Source organism: Neptunicoccus cionae, from assembly GCF_014643735.1.
In the GTDB taxonomy this organism is placed as follows: domain Bacteria; phylum Pseudomonadota; class Alphaproteobacteria; order Rhodobacterales; family Rhodobacteraceae; genus Amylibacter; species Amylibacter cionae.
Map to the genome: position 1 here is coordinate 1 of NZ_BMKA01000011.1, position 18,976 is coordinate 18,976.

18 protein-coding genes and 1 pseudogene are annotated in these 18,976 nt (G+C 58.0%); 3 read left to right on the top strand and 16 right to left on the bottom strand.

Annotation, left to right across the window (positions count from 1 at the left end; translation table 11 throughout):
• Positions 1-238 precede the first annotated feature (238 nt).
• Entirely contained in the window at positions 239-1,678 is a 1,440-nt protein-coding gene (locus tag IEX10_RS19125) for a hypothetical protein (RefSeq protein WP_188678866.1), read from the top strand.
• A 346-nt stretch (positions 1,679-2,024) separates the two neighbouring features.
• Here the strand turns inward: IEX10_RS19125 and IEX10_RS19130 are convergent.
• The 5 genes and pseudogenes from IEX10_RS19130 to IEX10_RS19150 form a co-directional block, all read right to left on the bottom strand.
• Positions 2,025-2,540, bottom strand: a pseudogene (locus IEX10_RS19130) (IS110 family RNA-guided transposase); the annotation flags it as partial.
• A gap of 43 nt (positions 2,541-2,583) precedes the next feature.
• The gene (locus IEX10_RS19135) at positions 2,584-3,375 is read right to left on the bottom strand and encodes a TniQ family protein (protein WP_007803196.1); all 792 of its coding nucleotides are present in this window, start codon (positions 3,373-3,375) and stop codon (positions 2,584-2,586) included.
• On the bottom strand, positions 3,372-4,295 hold the full coding sequence (locus IEX10_RS19140; RefSeq protein WP_229678651.1) for a TniB family NTP-binding protein: 924 nt from the start codon (positions 4,293-4,295) through the stop codon (positions 3,372-3,374). The genes IEX10_RS19135 and IEX10_RS19140 overlap by 4 nt, the downstream gene beginning before the upstream one ends.
• Positions 4,255-5,889, bottom strand: coding sequence for a TnsB C-terminal domain-containing protein (locus tag IEX10_RS19145; RefSeq protein WP_188678869.1), 1,635 nt, complete (start codon positions 5,887-5,889; stop codon positions 4,255-4,257). The genes IEX10_RS19140 and IEX10_RS19145 overlap by 41 nt, the downstream gene beginning before the upstream one ends.
• A 129-nt stretch (positions 5,890-6,018) precedes the next feature.
• Complete coding sequence (locus IEX10_RS19150) at positions 6,019-6,681, bottom strand: 3-hydroxyacyl-CoA dehydrogenase family protein (RefSeq protein WP_007803148.1); 663 nt, start codon at positions 6,679-6,681, stop codon at positions 6,019-6,021.
• A gap of 301 nt (positions 6,682-6,982) precedes the next feature.
• Here IEX10_RS19150 and IEX10_RS19155 point away from each other — a divergent pair, with 301 nt between their 5' ends.
• Entirely contained in the window at positions 6,983-7,948 is a 966-nt protein-coding gene (locus IEX10_RS19155; RefSeq protein ID WP_162277754.1) for a LysR family transcriptional regulator, read from the top strand.
• A gap of 79 nt (positions 7,949-8,027) precedes the next feature.
• On the opposite strand, the gene IEX10_RS20070 is transcribed toward IEX10_RS19155, so the two are convergent.
• The 4 genes from IEX10_RS20070 to IEX10_RS19175 form a co-directional block, all read right to left on the bottom strand.
• On the bottom strand, positions 8,028-8,852 hold the full coding sequence (locus IEX10_RS20070) for a universal stress protein (protein ID WP_229678652.1): 825 nt from the start codon (positions 8,850-8,852) through the stop codon (positions 8,028-8,030).
• A gap of 215 nt (positions 8,853-9,067) precedes the next feature.
• Complete coding sequence (locus IEX10_RS19165) at positions 9,068-10,306, bottom strand: amidohydrolase family protein (protein WP_007803158.1); 1,239 nt, start codon at positions 10,304-10,306, stop codon at positions 9,068-9,070.
• A gap of 20 nt (positions 10,307-10,326) precedes the next feature.
• Positions 10,327-10,626: a hypothetical protein gene (locus tag IEX10_RS19170; protein ID WP_007803160.1), complete on the bottom strand. Its 300-nt coding sequence runs from the start codon at positions 10,624-10,626 to the stop codon at positions 10,327-10,329.
• On the bottom strand, positions 10,613-10,978 hold the full coding sequence (locus tag IEX10_RS19175) for a Rieske (2Fe-2S) protein (RefSeq protein ID WP_076626060.1): 366 nt from the start codon (positions 10,976-10,978) through the stop codon (positions 10,613-10,615). The genes IEX10_RS19170 and IEX10_RS19175 overlap by 14 nt, the downstream gene beginning before the upstream one ends.
• A 115-nt stretch (positions 10,979-11,093) precedes the next feature.
• Between IEX10_RS19175 and IEX10_RS19180 the strand changes: the two genes are divergently transcribed.
• Positions 11,094-11,546: a MarR family winged helix-turn-helix transcriptional regulator gene (locus tag IEX10_RS19180; RefSeq protein ID WP_229678653.1), complete on the top strand. Its 453-nt coding sequence runs from the start codon at positions 11,094-11,096 to the stop codon at positions 11,544-11,546.
• Here IEX10_RS19180 and IEX10_RS19185 read toward each other — a convergent pair.
• The 7 genes from IEX10_RS19185 to IEX10_RS19215 form a co-directional block, all read right to left on the bottom strand.
• Positions 11,543-12,478 carry an EamA family transporter gene (locus IEX10_RS19185; RefSeq protein ID WP_188678871.1) on the bottom strand — a complete coding sequence of 312 codons (936 nt, stop codon included), beginning with the start codon at positions 12,476-12,478 and terminating at the stop codon, positions 11,543-11,545. The two genes, IEX10_RS19180 and IEX10_RS19185, sit on opposite strands and share 4 nt — an antisense overlap.
• Before the next feature lie 27 nt (positions 12,479-12,505).
• Positions 12,506-12,949 (bottom strand): hypothetical protein, encoded by a 444-nt coding sequence (locus tag IEX10_RS19190; protein WP_007803168.1) that lies wholly within the window; start codon positions 12,947-12,949, stop codon positions 12,506-12,508.
• A gap of 13 nt (positions 12,950-12,962) precedes the next feature.
• Positions 12,963-13,955, bottom strand: a complete 993-nt coding sequence (locus IEX10_RS19195; protein ID WP_179949503.1) for an ABC transporter substrate-binding protein — start codon at positions 13,953-13,955, stop codon at positions 12,963-12,965.
• A complete protein-coding gene (locus tag IEX10_RS19200; RefSeq protein WP_256359826.1) occupies positions 13,952-15,172 on the bottom strand; it encodes a Gfo/Idh/MocA family protein in 1,221 nt (406 codons plus the stop codon). The genes IEX10_RS19195 and IEX10_RS19200 overlap by 4 nt, the downstream gene beginning before the upstream one ends.
• Entirely contained in the window at positions 15,129-16,067 is a 939-nt protein-coding gene (locus IEX10_RS19205; protein WP_188678872.1) for a PDR/VanB family oxidoreductase, read from the bottom strand. The genes IEX10_RS19200 and IEX10_RS19205 overlap by 44 nt, the downstream gene beginning before the upstream one ends.
• Positions 16,068-16,207: 140 nt before the next feature.
• The gene (locus tag IEX10_RS19210; protein WP_102855994.1) at positions 16,208-17,353 is read right to left on the bottom strand and encodes an alpha-hydroxy acid oxidase; all 1,146 of its coding nucleotides are present in this window, start codon (positions 17,351-17,353) and stop codon (positions 16,208-16,210) included.
• 128 nt (positions 17,354-17,481) lie between these two features.
• Positions 17,482-18,762, bottom strand: coding sequence for a Rieske 2Fe-2S domain-containing protein (locus tag IEX10_RS19215; protein ID WP_188678874.1), 1,281 nt, complete (start codon positions 18,760-18,762; stop codon positions 17,482-17,484).
• Between the last annotated feature and the right edge of the window lie 214 nt (positions 18,763-18,976).

The window sequence follows — 18,976 nt, forward strand, 5'->3', positions numbered from 1 at the left end:
AGTATCCTAATTAAAGGTACAATGCCACAAATAGAGGTACAAGCAGCCATTGAAAAGTCAGGGAAAAATTAGCCTCTATTCTCTTTAATTAGGGCACAACGACACGAATTGTGGAAAAGGCGTTGATGTTACTCAAATTTGAACTTGACACCCATAAAATTAGACCTCTACGTTTATGGTGGAACGGCAGGAACAGAGGAGGCTCCCGTCATCCATGAACACAATCTGGAGGAACACCATGTCACGAATTTCATATCCGACCGACCTGCGCACGCAGGCCAGAACTTGGGCGCTCTGCCTAGCCCTGGTGGCTGGCCTTGCCGCCCCCGCCATGGCGCAGGACAAGACGTCGTTCAGAGAGCACAGCGGTGTATTGCCCGATGGTACGTCCTGGCTTATCCGTGTCCCCGCAAACTGGAACGGACGGCTGCTACGCGACCTTGATTTCGCTAGCTTCATCCATGTTCCTGGCTTCGCCCCGCGTTACGACGATCTGTTGGCGCGCGGCTATGCCTTCGCCGGTCTGGCCCGCCATCCACTGCGGCTCTGGCAGTACGATCCGCAGCGCGAGATCCTGAACCTCGAAACCGTGCAAGACACGTTCACCAAACTCGAGCGCGAGCCGGACATGGTCCTTCAGTACGGATGTTCCGGCGGCGGTCTCGACAGTCTCGCCTCTGCGGAAGTCTACCCCGACAAGATCGACGGTTCTGTCGTGCTTGCCGCCCATACGCCGGTCTGGATCATGAGCAGTTTCCTGGATGGCTGGTTCGCCATGCAGACCCTGCTGGGCGAAAGCTATGAGGCCGCTGGGCACGGTCCGGCCAGCGATCTCGCCATCGTCGGCCTGCCCAATGCCGGAGCGGGTGGCGAGCGCAGCCTTGACGCGATCCGTGCGTCCTGGATGGCCGCCATCGAAACGGCGGGCGAAAGCCCGGAGGGCCGCGCGCGGCTGGCGCTTGCCTTCGCCATCGGACAGTGGTCGCCGTGGATGGTCGAGGGGACCGAACTACCCGACACCGCGGATGCCGGCGCCATGGCCGACATGATCGTGGCCTCGGCGCTGCGCATCGGCGGTAATGTTGGCGGGTCCTCGCGGCTTCTGTTCGAAAACGCCGCATCGGGGCAGCAACTTTCCGGGAACGAGGGGGTCGACTATGCCGCCTTCTACCAGAATGCCGCACCCGCGATGGCGCGGACGGTTGAGGCGCTCTACGAACAGGCCGGTTTGGACCTTCAGGCCGACATTGCCAGGATCGACGCCGCCCCCCGCATCGCGGCCTCGGATTATGCGCGCGATTTCTGGGCCGCAGACGGGCGCACGACGACCGGCGATCTGCAGGTTCCGGCGATCCGCATCCACATGCTGGGCGACTGGGCCATTCCCTACACGCTGATGGAAGGCTACGGCGCGCTGGTGCAGGAGCAGGGTACCGGCGATCTGTATCGGCAGTCGCTGGTCCAGGGCACGGGCCATTGCGAGTTCACGGCTGCCGAAAGCACGGCCATCGTCGAGACCCTGGTCGAACGGATCGAAACGGGCGCCTGGCCCGAGACATCGCCCGAGGCGCTGAACGCCGCAGCCGAGGCGCTGGAAACCGGGAGCGCCCCCCGGTTCATCGAACACGGTGATTGGCGCGTGGCAGCCTATAACCGGCCCTGGGTTCCGGCAGAATGAGCCGATGGGGAACTGGCGCTGCGCCGGTTCCCCCACAGGTCCGGTGGCGCAAGTCATTGGTGGACCGTCGCCAACGCGCAGTGGGCATCTCTGGCGAGGGCAAGTGTTCCCATGTCTGGACGACCCCTGCTGCGCAAGCTGGGAATTGACGCGCCTATGCCGAAAGCAGTCATGTCTACGGCCTTTGTGGTGCGGTCTAGCCGCTGGCCCAGATGAAGTCCGCGGATCGGGTCCCAATCAAAATTGCGCGCTTTCTGCGCCTTGACCCCCTGGGGTGTCCCGATCCCCGGTTCGACCGGTTTGTCATCTCTTCTCAGCTTCACGCATTCCGTCAGCGGTTCCGCGCTCAGGAGACAGGGGCCGCGTAGATCTCGTTGCGGCGCAGGAGCGCCCAAGCGATCCGGGCAGTCTTGTTGGCGAGCGCGACCGCAACGACTTTCGGTCGCTTGCGTGCTTTAAGCCCAAGCATCCAAGCCTTGCCGGCATCGCCCTGCCTTGCAAAGCGAAGCACCGCAGTCGCGCCGGAAACGAGCAGTCGCCGGATATATCCATCACCCTGCTTGCTGATCCCGGTCTGTCGATCCTTGCCACTGCTTGAGTTCGCCCGTGGCGTCAGGCCTAGCCAGGCCGCGAACTGTCGTGCCGAGCGGAACAGGCTCGGATCCGGAACATTTGCAGCAATTGCGCTGGCGGTGATCGGTCCGATACCGGGAATGGTCGCCAGTCGCCGGCTCGTCTCGTGCGTCCGGTGCCACTCGAGGATCCGTTTCTCCAGGGCCTCAGCCTGATCGGCAATCGCCTCCGCTTGGCAGATCAACGCATGGATGGCAGCCGCAGCATGGTCAGGCAACTGTCGCGTTGCCCTTAAATCTGAGACACGACGCGTTCGGGGATATTTTTTGCCCTTAATTATGAGATTCCACTGCCATCGCGCCTATGCTTTTCGCGCGCTGCCGGGCGATGTAATCGACCGCGGCAAGCAGACGTGGCTCCTTATCGAAGGCGCGCAATAGAGCAACCCTTGCATAGTCGTCGATGCCGGAGCTTGAGATGGCCGCTTTGACCAGTGGACGGGATTGGGCTGCATCAATTGCAGCAAGGCAAAACAGCCTTACTTCCAGCCTGTGGCCCTGAAGAGCGTATAACGGATCTCCGCGGAAGGCCTTTAATGATATGGCAAAGGTGACCGCGCGCATTGCGCGCCGAAATTGCTTGGAGCTGCGTAATCGCGCGGCGTATTCAAGCCGCGCGGCGCCGTTGCGCGCACGATTTATCAGCTTTTCGGGCATCTGTTCGCCACTGGCCTTGCCGAGCGTCGGCACAAGTCTCGTCCCACAAACCTGGCAGTCGAATGCCCAGGCTCGCCTCCAATGCTTGAGCGAAAGGCCCTCTCTGGAACATTGCAGGCAATGCTGGAATGGTATCTGGGCCGTCAGCGAGGCTTCTCGTGTCGTCATTGCTGGGAAGGTCAAAGATCGCACAACATCTGGGTCAATCCGTGCGGCGTTGGCAATCTTCGCCGCCGCAGCCGCGTCGACGTTGAAGTTCAAGGCGGTGCCATGCGCGGTATCGATTCTGAGATGAGCCAGTAGTTCCGCATCATCACAGTAGTTGGCCGCCGCCAGCCTAGACAACCAACCTGACAACAACTCGTCGGGCAGCGGCGCGACAGTCTTGGGCAGCGGGTGCGGCTTCACACCCCGGACTTCTCGAGCCGCCGATGGGGGTTCGCATGGCGCGACCAAACCGGCGTCCATTTTGCGATTGCGTCATCGGTGATGCATTCATCACCTGTGACAATGGCGTCGATGGAAAGATCCTTGATCAGGGCGAAGATGCGCGAGGTCACCCCGCCGGTCAGCGCAAGTATCTGCTTTAGTGACTTGACCTTCAGATTGGATTTCTTCTCGAGGGGCATTGCCGCGATGAGTGTCTGGATCATGTCCGAGAACTCGGCGTCGTCGCGCCAGTTTGGAAGGTGATGTTCGTCCAGCCGCCTGGCAAGCTGGATATCACCACGGATGGCATCGACGGCCTCGCTGACCCCCAGGCAGACCAGCGACACTTCGAGTTCATTGCTGAGATACCGCAGAACATTGAGAAAGCGGCGCTGTTCGCGGTGGGTCCCGGCCAAGAGGTTGTGGACTTCGTCGATCATGATCATCCGCAGGCCAAGGTCGCGCAAGAGCGCGACGACACGGACTTCGAGGGAGGCCACATTTTGAGCGCGCGCGCTCAGTGCCGTGGCCGGTGCCCCGACGGTCGCCAGGATGTGCAGATAGAACCGTCGTTCGTCGGGAGCTGGTGGTGCTTGTAACAGTAACAGCGGCGTTCGCGTAATTCCCGATGTTGGGTCATATTCCGGTGCATATCTGCGCGAAAGATTGCGGGCGATCATCGTCTTTCCGATCCCGGACGCGCCATGCACAAGAAGGCCAGGCATACGGGTTTGCCTTGGCGCTTCGATCATACACTGCAAACGGTCCAGAACTTGTTCGGCCCGCGGAAAGCCAATCCAGATATCCGATTGAATGAGGGTGATCCGACCGTCTTCCTCTGTTTTTCCTGCCCTCAATTCACCATCTCTCCACCTTGAACAATGGGCGCGATGTATCACCCGTATCGATCGCGCGCAGCCCTTCGGTTGTTGAGACGGCCGAGTTGGCGCCCTCCAATGTCCCTTTTCTTTCACGGGATCGGCGTTCGGCCCTCGTCAGGCTCCGGCTTTCAGACTCGATTTGGCGTTGCTGTCGGATCAGCTCAGCCAGGACCAGCTCATTGGACCCGGACTTGCCAAGGGCACGGGCATTCCTCATGGCTTCGCGATATTCCCAGAGCGACACAGGCGGAATTTCCAGGTTTCGGTACCGAGCTTCGACGTATCGGTCATTATCCAGTTCGACCCAGATCACCGAGAGGTCGCGAGGGTCGTAGCGGACGACCACCTTTCCATCCCCGCGCCCGATGTGGCCTGCAAGCGCATCGGACCAGTACCGTATCTGGAACAGATGGATGCCGTCACGCCTGACCTTGCGCAGTTCACTTGGCAGAAAGCTCACCCGAAAGGCTTCAATCTCGAAGGGGATATCGCCCATCATTTGCTCTGAGAGCGCCTCCCATTTGGCAACGGGCGTGCAGCCAAGACTTGAATGAATGCTGTTGTTGTAGCGGCAGATTTCCAGAGCAAACCAGCGATCGAAGTCGCTTAAGGTCATCGTGGCCATGCCCTCGGCGTCATAGTCGCCCTTGGCCACGACCGAGGATTGCGTTGTTCCAGGCAACAGGTGCACGGCCCCCATCATCGTGCCGATCAATCGTTCGATGTGCCCTCCGAAATGAGGACTGCCTGGCGGCCGATAGACCAGATCGATCCCCCATTCTGCACATGCCGACCGAAAGGCATGCGACCGGAAATCGCGCCCGTTATCGACGTGGATGCTATGCGGTTTACCCTGCGCGGGCCAAGGAACATTGCGCACCAATTCCGCCAGAAGTTCCGCCTTGGGGGCCACAGCCTGTGTCAGGCAAAGCGCCACCGACAGACGCGAAGGTGCCTCGAGAGAGGTGTAATATCCGGTCACCATCCGCGTTGCGACGTCGATCGCCAGCGTGACCCAAGGCCGCCCAATTGGTTTGCGTTCAAAACTGTCGACGAGAATGATGTCCGCAGACGTATGGTCGATTTGCACGACCTCCAGTGGCCGGTTTGCCTTGTTGTCGCCTACGACCGGCGCAAATTTCTGGCGGGCCGCCTTTGCGCCTTCGCGTGCCTTGGCAATTTCACGGGCATCCATTGCATCCAGCCTGCGCTGAACCGTCCGACGTGTCGGCGGTTGCAAGCCCTGCTGCCAGCACGCGCTTCGGATTTCTGTCACGATGCGCGACAGGCTTGGGCGTTCCCGCCGTAAGAAATAACGGCGAAGATGTTCTTCGATCACCGCTTCCACCTTGCCGGATATCAAGGTTGTACCAGTCGGGCGGCCCCGTTTCCGAGAAGCCAGCGCGCTGGTGCGCCCACCCTCTTCGGCCAGACGCTTTATCCAGCGCCAGACAGTCGCCCTGCTGACACCAAGCTCCCAAACGGCGTCATTGATGCCTCTTTCCAGACTGCCAGTTCCTTTGAGATATGCCTGAACAAGCGGACGCAGAACGGCCGCCCTGCGCGCCTCCTCAGCACCAGCGGCAACGAAGTCTTCGCGATCATCATCCATCAATATTTGCCACACGAAGCTGCGAACCCTGTCTCAGGTTTAAGGGCAAAAATATCGGATTTAAAGGCAAAATATCATATTTAAGGGCAAAGCAAGGCCGTTGATTTCGTTGGATTTCTCATCTCACAATTAAGGGCTACGCGACACCAGGCCTTCGTCCATCAGACGATAGATCTCGGTCAGCATGGCGAACTGGATCCGGTTCACAAGAAAGCCTGGACGTTCGAGGATCGCGACACCGACATGTTCGATGTTCTGCACCAGCATGCGGCTCCATGCCACCAACTCCGCTGGCGTATCGGCCGCATGGATCAACTCGATTACGGGAACGATATGACCCGGAGTAACATAGTGAATGCCCATCATCCGCTCTTTGCGTGTCATTTGAGCGGCGATGTCGGAGATTAGGAAGGACGAGGTATTGGTCGCCAGCACCACGTTTTCCGGACAGATCCTTTCGAGTTCCGCGAACAGGGCCTGTTTGACTTCCAGGGATTCCTGCACTGCTTCATGCACGAGGAAGACCCCTTCGATCGCGCTCGCAAGATCCGGCTCAAGTGTCACTCCGGCTAGCATGGCCTCCGATGCATCCGAATCCTCGACCAGTCCTGCCGCGATCGGGCGGGCCCGCTCTACGTAAGTGTCAAGCATGGTCTGATTGCTGTCGCAGATCACCGCATCATAGCCGTGATGCGCATAGAGTGTCGCGATGACACATCCCATGAATCCGGCCCCGACGACGCAAATCCTACCGGACCCGGGCGGCTCCGTACCGAACGCAAATTCCTTCAAACTTTCCTCCTCCCTTCAAATGGTATGAACCTTCGACTCTTCTGGACGACAGGCTTCTAGCCGACTGTATCACTCGAGCCGCTGCGATAGCCGCGCAAGGATCAGGAATGTTCCGATTGTGCGATGCCGAGCGGTCTCGGGTCCAATACGCAAACGTCGACAATATATATGGCTATGGTTATGATTTAATGCCGGGCACTCAATCAATAGAGTTGATTCCTGAACTTGCCCGACTGATTTATTGTGGTTTTGGTATGCTTCCGAGCCATCAAACCGGATGCCTGACACGGGAGAACAGGAATTGCGCAAAGATCGGCCAGAAGAACCGAACGACACGCCGTCGAAAGACTTGCTTCGGTCGCGCAATCTCACGCTGCACAAGCTGCACGTCTTTTGCACGATCGCCAAATTCAACAGTGTAACCCGCGCGGCGGAGTATTTGAATATTGCGCAACCCGCAGTAACCGCCCACCTGCGCAGTCTTGAGAAGAGCCTTGGTGTCAAGTTGGTGCGCAAGGCCGGGCGCAACATCGAACTGACACATGCCGGGCGTCGCACTCTTGCCTGGGCGAAGGAAACTATTCAGCGCAGCTCAGATATGTTTCTTGACCTCGCAGACATCAAGAAAGGTCTGATTGGCCGAACGCGGATCGCCTCGTCGATGGTGGCCGGCACCTACAAGTTGTCTGAAACTATAATTGCGTTCAAAAAGGAATTCCCATCGGCCAGGATTTCGGTGTCGATGGCCAGCCCCTACCTGGCCACGGAATCAGTTCTGCTTGGGGATTGCGACTTCGGTATCACTTTGGTTGATCACAATCGCGACACCTCACGGTTGGAAATCGAATTGCTCTGGCGCGAGCCGCTTTATCTGGTGGCCGCGATAGAGAGCCGACTGGTCGGCGATGTCGCTTACATCGATGAGCTAGGGACATTGCCGCTGATCACCCCGCCGAAGGGGCAAATGGCTCGAGAACTCATCGATGAGGTGCTGCGCGCCGCTGGGGTCGTGAGAACCAACAGCGTACTGGCCTTCGGGCATCCCGAGCCGATCTTAAATGCGATCCGCGCCGATGTCGGGGCCGGTTTCGTCTTCAAGAGCGCATTGCCGAGGGACCCAGAGGTGTCAGGGCTTCGCCTTGTGCATACACCAGAGCTGGAAATTGCGATGCCGCTGTTCCTGGTCTACGACAAGAAGACGGTGTTCTCCGCGCCGCAAATTCAGCTCATGGACCGAATCCGTCAATCCTTCGCCGAGCCTGCATGATCATGGACAGAAGGCTCCGCGCGGGGGACGACACTGCTAGCCACGCAAAGGACGCCCTCCGAAAGGCGCGACGATGCGGTCAGTGGGACATGAACACCGGCACTTGGCTGTTCCTGATGACTTCGTGGGTAACGCCACCGAACAGGTCTTGTGAGAATTTGCTGTGTTCGTAAGCCCCCATCACGATCAACTTTGCCCCCAACTCGGCAGCGGTCCGTTGAATAACGTCGGCTATGCCGTTCTTGCCTTTGGGGCGCTCGACCTGTTCCACGTCAACACCATGGCGTTGGAGGTGGGTGACAATGTCTGTTCCTTCGGGCATTTTCGGCAGGCTCGCGCCAACGCTCAAGATCGTGACCTTGCGCGGTCTCTCCTCCAAGATCGTCATTGCGTCGTTGAGCGCTCGGGCTGCCGAGCGCTTTCCGTCCCAGGCGACGAGAGCATGTGAACCGAGTTTGTCAGTAGAGTATCCATTGGGTACAACAAGGACTGGGCGGCCGCTTTGTAGTGCCATAAGATCTGGGTTCACAGCGCGAAATTCATCGGTAGGAAGGTTCGATTGGTAGCCTGTCACCACAAAATCAAAATTACGTGCGATTTCGGGCAAACTTAACTTTCCGATCTCGCTTGGCATAACAAAACGCGACCGTTCGGCCACTCCTGCCGAAGAAGCTTGCTCCTCAAAAAAGGCTCGAGCAGCTTCGATTTTCTCATTTCGCACATTTCCGAGCTTGTCGAGAAGTTCCTCGGTCAGGCCGAGAACATGTTCGAAGTAGGAAGAAGTGCTGCCATAAACCGCCGTCAGCCATGCATCGTGCTTGGCCGCAATTTTTGTCGCATGACCTACGCCACTCGGGAATCCAGCACTCCCGGAATGCGTAATAAGGATATTCTTGATGCTCATCTTCGCCTCACTGATCGAACGCTAAGACATGCTATCATTTGACTACTTAGATGTCTATGTTTTTTGCCGCGCTTCAAGAGATAGCTAGGTCGCGATAACCGCCAGACATACTGCGTGCCGTTCAAGCATGAAAGAGGCCACCCGGATGTTCTCCGGGCAGCCTCGCAGTGATCCGTATATGCGTGTCCTGTTGAAGACGGACGACGAGAACGGCGTCAACCTTTGGCGTTTGCCTCCAGTTTCCACTCGGACATAACTGGGTCAAGATTGAACAGTTTCTGCGCGTTTCCACCTAGAATGCTCCGCTTGGCCTTCTCGTCCAAGAACGGAAGGTCATAGATCGTGCTCGGAAGATCCATATCCCAATGCGGATAGTCGGACGAATAGAGCAACTGCGATTCTGCGTTTATCATCTTGAAGGTGACTTCCAAGGCTTCGCGGTTGTCCACCAGCTCCATCGGCTGCGTAGAGTAGTACATCTCACGCATGTAATCGCTGGGTTTTTTCTTCAAGAGCGGAGCATCGGACGTACGCATCATGTACTCGTTGTCCAGCCGTTGCATCAGGAAAGGAACCCAAGCCAGACCACTTTCGATCCACATGGTTTTCAGCTTTGGAAAACGCTCGGGCATGCCGTTCATAACCCAGTTGGTCATGTGGATGATGTTACAGAAGCTGAAACCAAGCGCGTGAACTGAGATAAACTTGTTCAGCTGTGCCAACGAGGTGTCGGCCCAGTGATAAGCCGCGTGGAAGCCAAGAGGCATTCCATGCTCTTCCAGTTTGGCATAAATACGCATGTTTGCGCTGTCATGCACTGGCCGCTTGAGATACCCAGTCGAAAGGAACCCAACGACGCCTTTCTTTTCGGCGAACTCGTCAATCATCTTCTCGGCTTCGTGCGGCTCGTTCATGGGCAGATAGACCATGGATACGAGGCGATTGTCTTCTTCAAGAATGCGCTCGCTCAGCCAACGGTTATAGGCGCGGGCCATTGCCACCTCGACCTCGACTTGGGGGTGCGTTGCCAACAACAGCATTGGGGTTGGGAAAAGGCACGCCATATCCGTACCCATCGCGTCCATCCAGCGCCGTGCCAAAGTGATGTCGCGGTGTGGTTCTTCGGGGACAATTTCCTTGTTCCGACCCGCATAGCGCGTCACGCGCCCAGCCATGTCCTGCGAACCGATCGCCTGCGGAATAAGGCCGGCGCGGCCAACGTTACCGGCTGACAAGCCAAGATGGCGCATCACCGGGTCGTCCATGTATTGCAGGATTTCCGGCAAGGCCTCAGTCTCATAGTGGTGGCTGTCCACATCGCAAATGAAGAAGTCTTTGTAATTACGGTCTTCCGCTTGCTTACGTGCGTTCTTCAGCAGCTTGCTGGTGTTAAATTCCTGTATCGCCGGATCGTTATCCGAGCTGTAGTTCATCGTGTTGCCCGTCAAAGACATTTTATCTCTCTCCCCTCGTGTTACGGATTCAGCGTCTGCCACATGCCCAACTCGAACACCGCCATATCGGCGGCATCGAGAATGCCGGTCGCGGCGATGGCGACAGCTGTCGCCGAGACATCGTTGTCTCGTGGGAATGCGGGCAAGCCGTCATTGGTTTCGCGAAGTTTCGCATATGCGGTCACAGCGTGTGAAAGCAGCGCCTGAAGTTGCTCGGCGCGCAGGCCACTGCTTTCGGGGTTGCGCAGTGCATTCAGGACAGCATCGACCGATGCCTCCAGAGCAGGAGCTTCAGCGGCTATCTGGTCAAACTTCGACATAGACCTCACCTCCTCTTTCCACCACGTTGTAACGTTTCATTTTGTACTTTGGATCGCCAACGGCTTCGCCCGTCGCAATCTTGAATTCCCAGCCATGCCACGGGCAAACGAAATGCAGTTCGTCTTCGTTGAAGGTCTGCCGGAGCGCGCGCTGCTGGTCGTCGAGTTCGACGCAGACCTGCGGCATCTTTAGGCCTTCGCATACCGGGCCACCTTGGTGCGGACACACGTTCTTATATGCAACGATGTCTCCTTTGTGCCGAATGACCCCGATCTCGACCCCGTCGACCTCGCAAATCTTTGCCGTCTTGTCGCTCAAGTCCGACACCGCACATAGCAATCTTTCTGGCATCTTAGCTCCTCCGTCTGTTGCCCAGTCTTGCTTCAAGTTAGTAAGATTGCCTTACTATAAGAGTGGCTTTAGAATTGTCAAGAAATAAGACATCTAAATTAGGGGGGCGCAAATCGTGCCGCAATCACCTTCTAGGAAACGTGGTCTTGGGGCGTCGCTCCGCCTGGCGCATCATCTTTATGGTAAGCTGCTGCAGGAGCAGTTGCGCGAAACCGGGCTCAGCATGGCGCAGTACATTCATCTCCGGTGCCTGAGAGAGGAAGGCAAACTAAAACAATCCGAGCTTTCCGGGTTGCTGGGCATCGAAAAGGCGTCATCTACACGCGTACTGGACGAGCTCGAAAAGCGAGATCTTATCACGCGTAACCGCAGCCAGTCCGACCGGCGCGTGGTTCATGTCGACCTGACTGACACAGGCCTTCGAAGGATCGATGGCGCAATGAAATCTGCGCGTCTCGCGGCAGATCACGCCTCGGCGGGATTTGAACCCGACGAGTTGGGTCGCCTTTTCGCTGCGATGGACAAGCTTCTGGATAATCTCGCAAGCGTGTGTTGCCAGTCCCGCTAACCAAACCTTGGCGCAAGGGCGAGAAGTGTCACACCGGTCGCGGCCAGTGCAGACGCCAGGTAGAATCTGGGACCTGGGCGCCGTTCGGTTTTGAAGATATGGCCTGCGAGCCAGGCGGCAAAGAACATCTCGATCGATGACATGATCGCGACGACGGTCACATCAGTAAATATAAGCGAAAAGAACAGCGCCACTTGTCCAACGGTCATCGAACCGCCAGCCAGAAGTTGCCACCCGCTCGGCCGCTGAATTCGCCAGGACAGCGCGTTGCGCGATTTGAACCGGAACACCCAGGAGACCGCGAACCACATTAGACCCGTCATCGCACCGATGAACACGCCGGCCAGAGGGTCTGGCAAAGTCTGCATCGCGAGTTTTCGGGAGACGAAAGAGCCACCATATCCGGCGGCCGACGCTACGGCCATCGCGCGGCCCTTGTTCCTCTCTAGAGGGGCGGGCTCTCCGACCGCTAAGTCAGAAGCCGATTTGACAGAAGCGCGTGACATCATGACCACCACGCCGCTGGTAACCAGAAAGAAGGCGATGACCACAGGTGTGGTGATGACCTCACCCAGCAGAAAGAACGCCAACAGCGCCGCAAACACCGGTATCAGGCGTCGGATGAAACCGGTCTCGATGGCTCCGGCAAGCTCTACGGAGCGAAACAGCGTAAGACGGCCGACAACGTTGCCAAGCACCCCGGCTGCAACGAAATAGGCCACACCAATGAGTACACCGCGTCCAAGTTCCGGCATCGTTGGACCCAGGAGCAGCCAAAGCGCCCCGGAGACAACGGCGGTCATCAGCACAGAGATAAGAACGTCGTTGCCGCGGCCCTGAACCGATTGGGAGCTCTTGGCAATGGAAACCGAACTCAAGGCGTAGCAGAACGCTCCGAACGCGGCCAAGAGGCCACCGAACCCCGCGGTCATCGCGCCTGTCGGCGCGGATTGTTCCTGCTACTCGTCATGGGCCAGCAACTGATCCAGGAAGTGGCCTGAAGACATAACCTCGCGCATTGGCAGCGTCTCCTGCTGCTCCATCAGCTCGGTAGAATAGGTCAACCCTTGGCCGTCCCAGAACCACCAATAGATGATCTTGCCTTGCTTGTCGCGAATCGGCATCCGGAAAATCGGGAAGCTTCTTTCCGAATGCGGAATGTCCGACCTTCCGGCAAGCGCGTGCTTCAACCCTAACCGATTCAATACCCCCGTTAGGGGGACCATGGCTATCGGTGCGGGTTTTTCGGCCAATACAGTCACATTGTCGGGCCGGTGTTCGTAAGACCCCGGGAGGAACTTGACCACGGGAGGATAGCTCGGGTGGGTATGTGTGAGCTGTACGTAAGCCAGCCCCTTCGTTGTTTCGACCTCGACGATATCTCCGGGTGCGTACTTTTCCATTGTGGCGCTCCTCTTAAAGGCTGTAGGCTTCTAGGGTCGAGGGATGGAACAGTTCTTCGATCTCCACCCGGCGCGGCGACAGTCCCTGACTCGCGTGGTAATCCAAAAACTTGTTCAGGACATGGGCGTTGCCGCCGACGCCATAGCTCCAGGGGTCGTCACCCATTAGCGCATGCACGCGGTTGAGATTATCCTCGACGAAGGGCATCGTTACTTTCGTTGCAGAGGTGTCCGACAGGGCCTCTTCTGCTATTAGCTTCGATTGCGTGAACGCCTTGAGCAGGGCGGCGGGTAGGAACGGGTATTCCTCGGCGAGGCTGCGGCGCACCCCAAGAACATGCATGATCGGAAAGATCCGGGTCTTTTCGAAATAGGCTTCGGCCGTAGCGATGCTGTCTGCAAAAAGCCGACCTACGTGCGGATGCCGCTCGGCGAAACAACGCGGCCAACGCGGGCCGACGAAGCCGTCGATCTCACCGGCTTCGAGCATGCCATTCAACGTGCTGCCGACCGGCGCCTCTTCCATGCGGATATCGCCGGGTAACTGAACCTTGATCTTTTCGGGCCGGCCCGGCGTATCCATACCGCCGCGCACCCAGATGATGTCGGAGGGTTTGACACCGTATTCCTCTTCGAGAATGCCGCGCACCCAGACATTGGCGGACAGCTGGTATTCGGCGATCCCAATGCGCTTGCCCCTCAGATCCTGAGGCGTTTCGATTCCTTTGTCGGTTCGAATGTAGACAGAAGTGTGACGGAACGCCCGGCTCAGAAAGACCGGGATCGCGACATAGTGCGGATTTCCGCGGGCGACCGAGATCGAATAGGAGGACAACGAAATTTCGCTGATATCGAAAGCTTCGTGGCGGAACGCCCGGAAGAACATTTCCTCTGGGGACAGTAGCATGGGCACGGGATCGACACCGTCTATCTGCACTCTTCCATCCACAATGGCACGCGTCCGGTCATAATTTCCCATGGCAAGGGATAGTTTGAGATTGCTCATCCAGTTTGTTCCTCCTCATTTGTTTTGCATTGTTGCCGCAGGTCGACAGGTTGGCCGGTCGAGGCGGACTGCAGGATCGCATGGCAAACCTCCAGGCTTGCCAGACCCCACGCGCCCGTCTGGACGGGGGCCTTGTTCTGGCGGACAGCGGCTACCAGTGCATCGTTCACGGTTCTACGTGGCGCGGGCCCGAATGTCACTTCGATGAAGCCACGCTCGGTGTCACCAAATACTTCAACTCCGTCCGGAGTCAGCTTTAGGTCGGCACGGTCGCAAAGCGCGATGACTGGGCCAAAATGCTCGTTGTGCTTTGCGTCGACCGTCTTACCGCTGCCGAATGTGCGCGTCGTCTTGAGGCGCGCCTCGTCATCGGGATCGAGGTCCATCAGCGCCCGCCTTGCATCGCCATAGGCGCCGGCGAGTTTTCGCTGCCCCAGCTCTCCGACGTCGTTCATCCAAATGTCGCTATCGAAATGGGCATAGCCCGAATAGGTGAGATTGGCGACGCATCCACCCTCAAAGTTCATCAGCGCCGTAAAGGCGCCTTCTGTTGGACGCTTTGGATCCCATGCCCCGGTCATGGCATAAATCTTCTCTCCCATGCCGCCCGCAAGCCGTCGGACCACGTCGATCTGGTGGATGGCCTGGCTGAACAGCACCCCTCCTCCTTCTTCGGTGCGCAGCTCCTCCGGGCGTCGGGGACGATACAGGAAGTCAGTGTAGTTAAGGGCCTGGATCATTCTCAGCTGGCCGAACTTGCCGCTCGCGATCAACTGCGCGGCCAGCTCGACCGGCGGATCGAAACTGTGGCTGGGCCCAACGATCAGGTGAACCCCCGCCTCGTTCGCGGCGGCGACCATGGTCTCGGCGTCTTCCATCGAGATCGCGAGCGGCTTTTCCACGAGAATGTGCTTTCCAGCGCGCGCCGCGGCCAGAACGTGATCTACATGCATTTGGTGCGGGGTGGCGATGTAGATCGCTTCCACAGATGGATCGGCGCATAGTTCCTCGACAGTCGGATAGGCGACACCGCCGTATTGCTCTTCGAATGCGGCCCGGCTTTCCGCCCTCGGCGCGGCCGCGGCCGTGAGCTTGACGCGTGCGTCGGCATCAAAGGTGGGGACCATCAGCATGAAAGCCCGCCCCAATCCCGCAACTCCGAGGCGGACGGGATCAGAGGTCAAGAACCAGCCTCCCCGATAGCGCGCGCGATACACAAATCATGATATGGTCGCTCTTTTCCTCTTCCATAAGCACCATGTCGCGATGGTCAGCTTCCCCTTCGAGGAGGCGGGTCTTGCAGGTGCCGCATGTGCCACTTTCACACGAACTGGATGTTGCGAATCCGGCGTCACGCAATGCTTCCAAGATCGAACGATCTTCGGGCACCGTGACGGTTTCGCCACTTTTTTTCAGCTCCACTTCGAAAGAGATATCGTCTTGGCGCACCACATCGACGGGCTTGAAATCCTCGAAGTGAATTCGCCCCTCCGGCCAGTGCCCGGAAACGGCCTTGATTTCATCCATCAGCGGTTTCGGGCCACAACAGAACACATGAGTGGCACGGGGTGTGACCAGATCGTCCCAGAAATCGTAGACCGCATCCGGAGCGCCGCCGTCATGGTGCACAATGATCCGGCCATCGAAATCTCTCATCAGTTCATCCAGATAGGCCGATTCCTCCGGACTGCGGCTGACGTAGATGATTCTGAGCATCTTGCCCTTCTTGTCGAGATACCGCGCCATCGACAGAATTGGCGTGATCCCGATACCGCCGGCGATGAGCAGGTACTTCTGAACATCGGTTAGCGGGAAATCGTTTTCCGGGAACTCGACTGTCAACTCGGAGCCGACGGTCGCCTGTTCGTGCATCGACGCGGAGCCCCCGCGCGAATTCGGCTCTTTCTTGATCGCGACAACAAACTCCTTCGGGTCGCTGCCATCGTTGATCAGTGAATAGCGGCGCATTGCGCCGGACGGAGTTTCCAAGGTGATGTGAGCACCAGGATCGAAACTAGGGAGTACATCGTCTCCAACCGGCACCAGGGTGAATTCGGTGATGCTCGGGGTCAAGTCACGCCGTTTCTCGACGCGCATCTTGATATTCTCCATGAGGTCCTCCCATTTGGTCGTGATTGTGAAATTGTTTAGATAGCTAAGTTGTGTGTGTCAACCGACCATGTGCTGCGCAGTCATCCTGAACGTTGGGCGAGCCATCGAGAACGTGCAGGTGCTACTGGTGGAGGAACCTATTATGGCCGTCGCGTTTCGACGTTGACACCTGAGACAGCGGACACGGATCGTGCACCCACAAAGGTCATGGTTCTCGTCATCTCTTCTTCAAGGATGGAAAGCGCCTGTGAAACGCCCGCCTCGCCTTGCGCCGCCAAGCCATAGAGTGGCGCGCGACCCAGCAGAACGCCCTTCGCACCCAGGGTGAGAGCTTTCACGATGTCACTGCCGCGACGAATGCCGCCGTCCAGCAGTACCGGGAACTTCCGATCCAGTGCCGCGATGATATCGGCGAGAACGTCGATCGTGGCCGGGGCGCCATCAAGCTGCCGGCCACCATGGTTCGAGACCACAATCCCATCCACGCCGGCGCGTTGCGCGTCAATCGCATCTTCTGGGCACATGATTCCCTTGATCAGCAGCGGACCTTTCCATTTCTCCCGAATCCGGCGAACATCTTCCCACGAAAACTCCGGGTTCCGCTGAGATCGTGTATACTCGGCCAGCTCGCTGTCGCTAGCGCTGTTTCCGACAAAGTCCAGGAGGTTCTCAAGTCTGGGACGGTGCGGCCCGAGCCAAACGGAGGTCAGCCAAGCAGGATGCAGAAGCCCATCGAGAACAGTCCGAGTGCCAATGCGGATTTCGTGGGCGAAGCCGTGCCGCAGATCACGTTCGCGCTTGCCGCCCACGAGTGAATCGACAGTCAGTACCAGAGCCGAGTAACCGGCCGCCTGCGCCCGGTCGATCAGCGCTTCAGCGAATTCGCCCTTCCCCCAAGGATAAAACTGGAACCAGAGGGGACCCTTGCTCCTCCGCGCGATCTCTTCCAGCGTCGTGTTCGAGGCGGTCGAAACCGTGAACCCGACCCCGGATCGTTCGGCCGCAGCGGCGAGGTGCAGATCTCCCTGGGGCCAATAGAGGCCGTTCAGCCCTGTTGGCCCTATGAAAAACGGCTTGGAGTATGTTTCCCCGAACAGCTCCAAGGTGAGATCGACGCTCCCCCCTTTGAGGATTCGCGGCGTGAGAACGATATCCGTGAAGGAACTGCGGTTCCGCCGCAGCGTCACCTCTGCTTCCGCGCCCCCATCCAAATAGTCGAACACCACCCGTGGCAGGCGGCGCCGTGCCTGCTCCCGCAAGTCTTCGATATTGATTGCTGTCGTCATCACGCCTGTCGCCCGTCGAGCAGAATCCGTCGAGGCAAGCTATGAAAGTCCGACGGCACCATGAAAAAAGAGCCGCCCAAAACCCCTTGAGGCTCTGGACGGTTCAGGGAAGGAAACATGTAGGCGGGTTACTCCGCCGCTTCCGTCTTGCTCGACGTGTCCACCAGTGTCCGCCAATCGACGTCCTTAGGATACACACCCTCGTGAGAGGCGATTACCCTTTGCGGAATCTTCGAGTCGGTGCCGATCGCCTGGCCGCCTTCGGCGACTTTCTTTGCCGCATCAGCCATGAGCCGGCGGAACTCGACAATCGCTAAGTCAGAGGCCCCAAGAATATCCGTGTGACGCTGCACGCGGCTACCCATCGAAACCCACATCACAATATCTTCGTTCGGAATGCCGTCCACGCCGGTAAAGTGGCCTTCTTTCATCCTTTCGCGGTCCTGCTTGAAGTCGTTCTCCAACGTCCGGAGAGAGCGCCATTTGTGGTCCACGTCCTCACCCGGTACGGCATGGGCAAACTTGCGCCACTCTTCGGTGGAGGGAACGTTCGGTCCGTCGAAGGCTATGAAGTGAAATGCTGTCTCATCGTCATTGATCGGCACGATGACGCTGGCGACCCGGTAGTTGTTGTTCGGCGGAATCAGCGAATAATAAGGCGCGATAAATTCGGTGATACGCAGGTAGTTGTGCGTCTGAGCGTTTTTGATTGGCTTTCGGATCGCCGCGTAGTGGAAACCGTAGCTCGTGGTCTCAGTCTGCATACGTGGGGATTTGTCGGTCGACGGGCGGTACCATGATTTGTCGTCTGCCGCGGCGCCCTCGACCCGTGCCGGAACCATATTCGACGAATGGAGCGACGACGAGTGCGCGCTGTCGATCTGACCCTCGTGGATCTGCGCCCAGTTTGCAGGAACGCGAATTTTCAGGATCGAAACCGGGGTGTCTTCGGTTGGCGCAAAGGCCGGCGGCTGGAACTCGGGCATGTCGTCTTTCTCGCCGAGCCAAGCCCAGACGAAACCGCCCCACTCCCGCACGGGGTAGGAACGATGTTTGACCTTGTCCATCAATGGACTGCCTTCCGGCTCCGAAGACATGGCGACGACATTGCCTTCGACGTCCATCTTCCAGCCGTGATAAAGGCAGCGCAGCCCACATTCCTCGTTTCGGCCATATACCAGAGAGGCCTTTCTGTGCGGGCAAAGCTCATCCAGCATTCCCAGACGACCCTTGGTATCCCGGAACGCGACATAGCTTTCGCCGAGAACTTCGACTCGAAGCGGTTTGCCGTCCGACTCTTCAACCTCTTCGATCAGGCATACGGGCGTCCAGTGTTGACGCATGAGTTGCGCCATCGGGGCATCCCCCGTTACGCGTGTAAGCAGTTCATTCTCTTCGGGTGTAAGCATCTGGGCTCCTCCAAGGGCATCCGACTCTTTCAGTGGATGAGTGGTTCTCTACCGCTCAACTATTCTTAGCTCTCTAAGTTTTGTCTGTCAACGTAACCTGCCACTTTTTTTGCCTGCGTTGTAGGACATGACCTCACTTGTTGCCCGAAATAGCGGGTTCTGAACTAGACCAATCTGACGAGATCGCCTGACCGAGATACTTTCGCGCAATTGT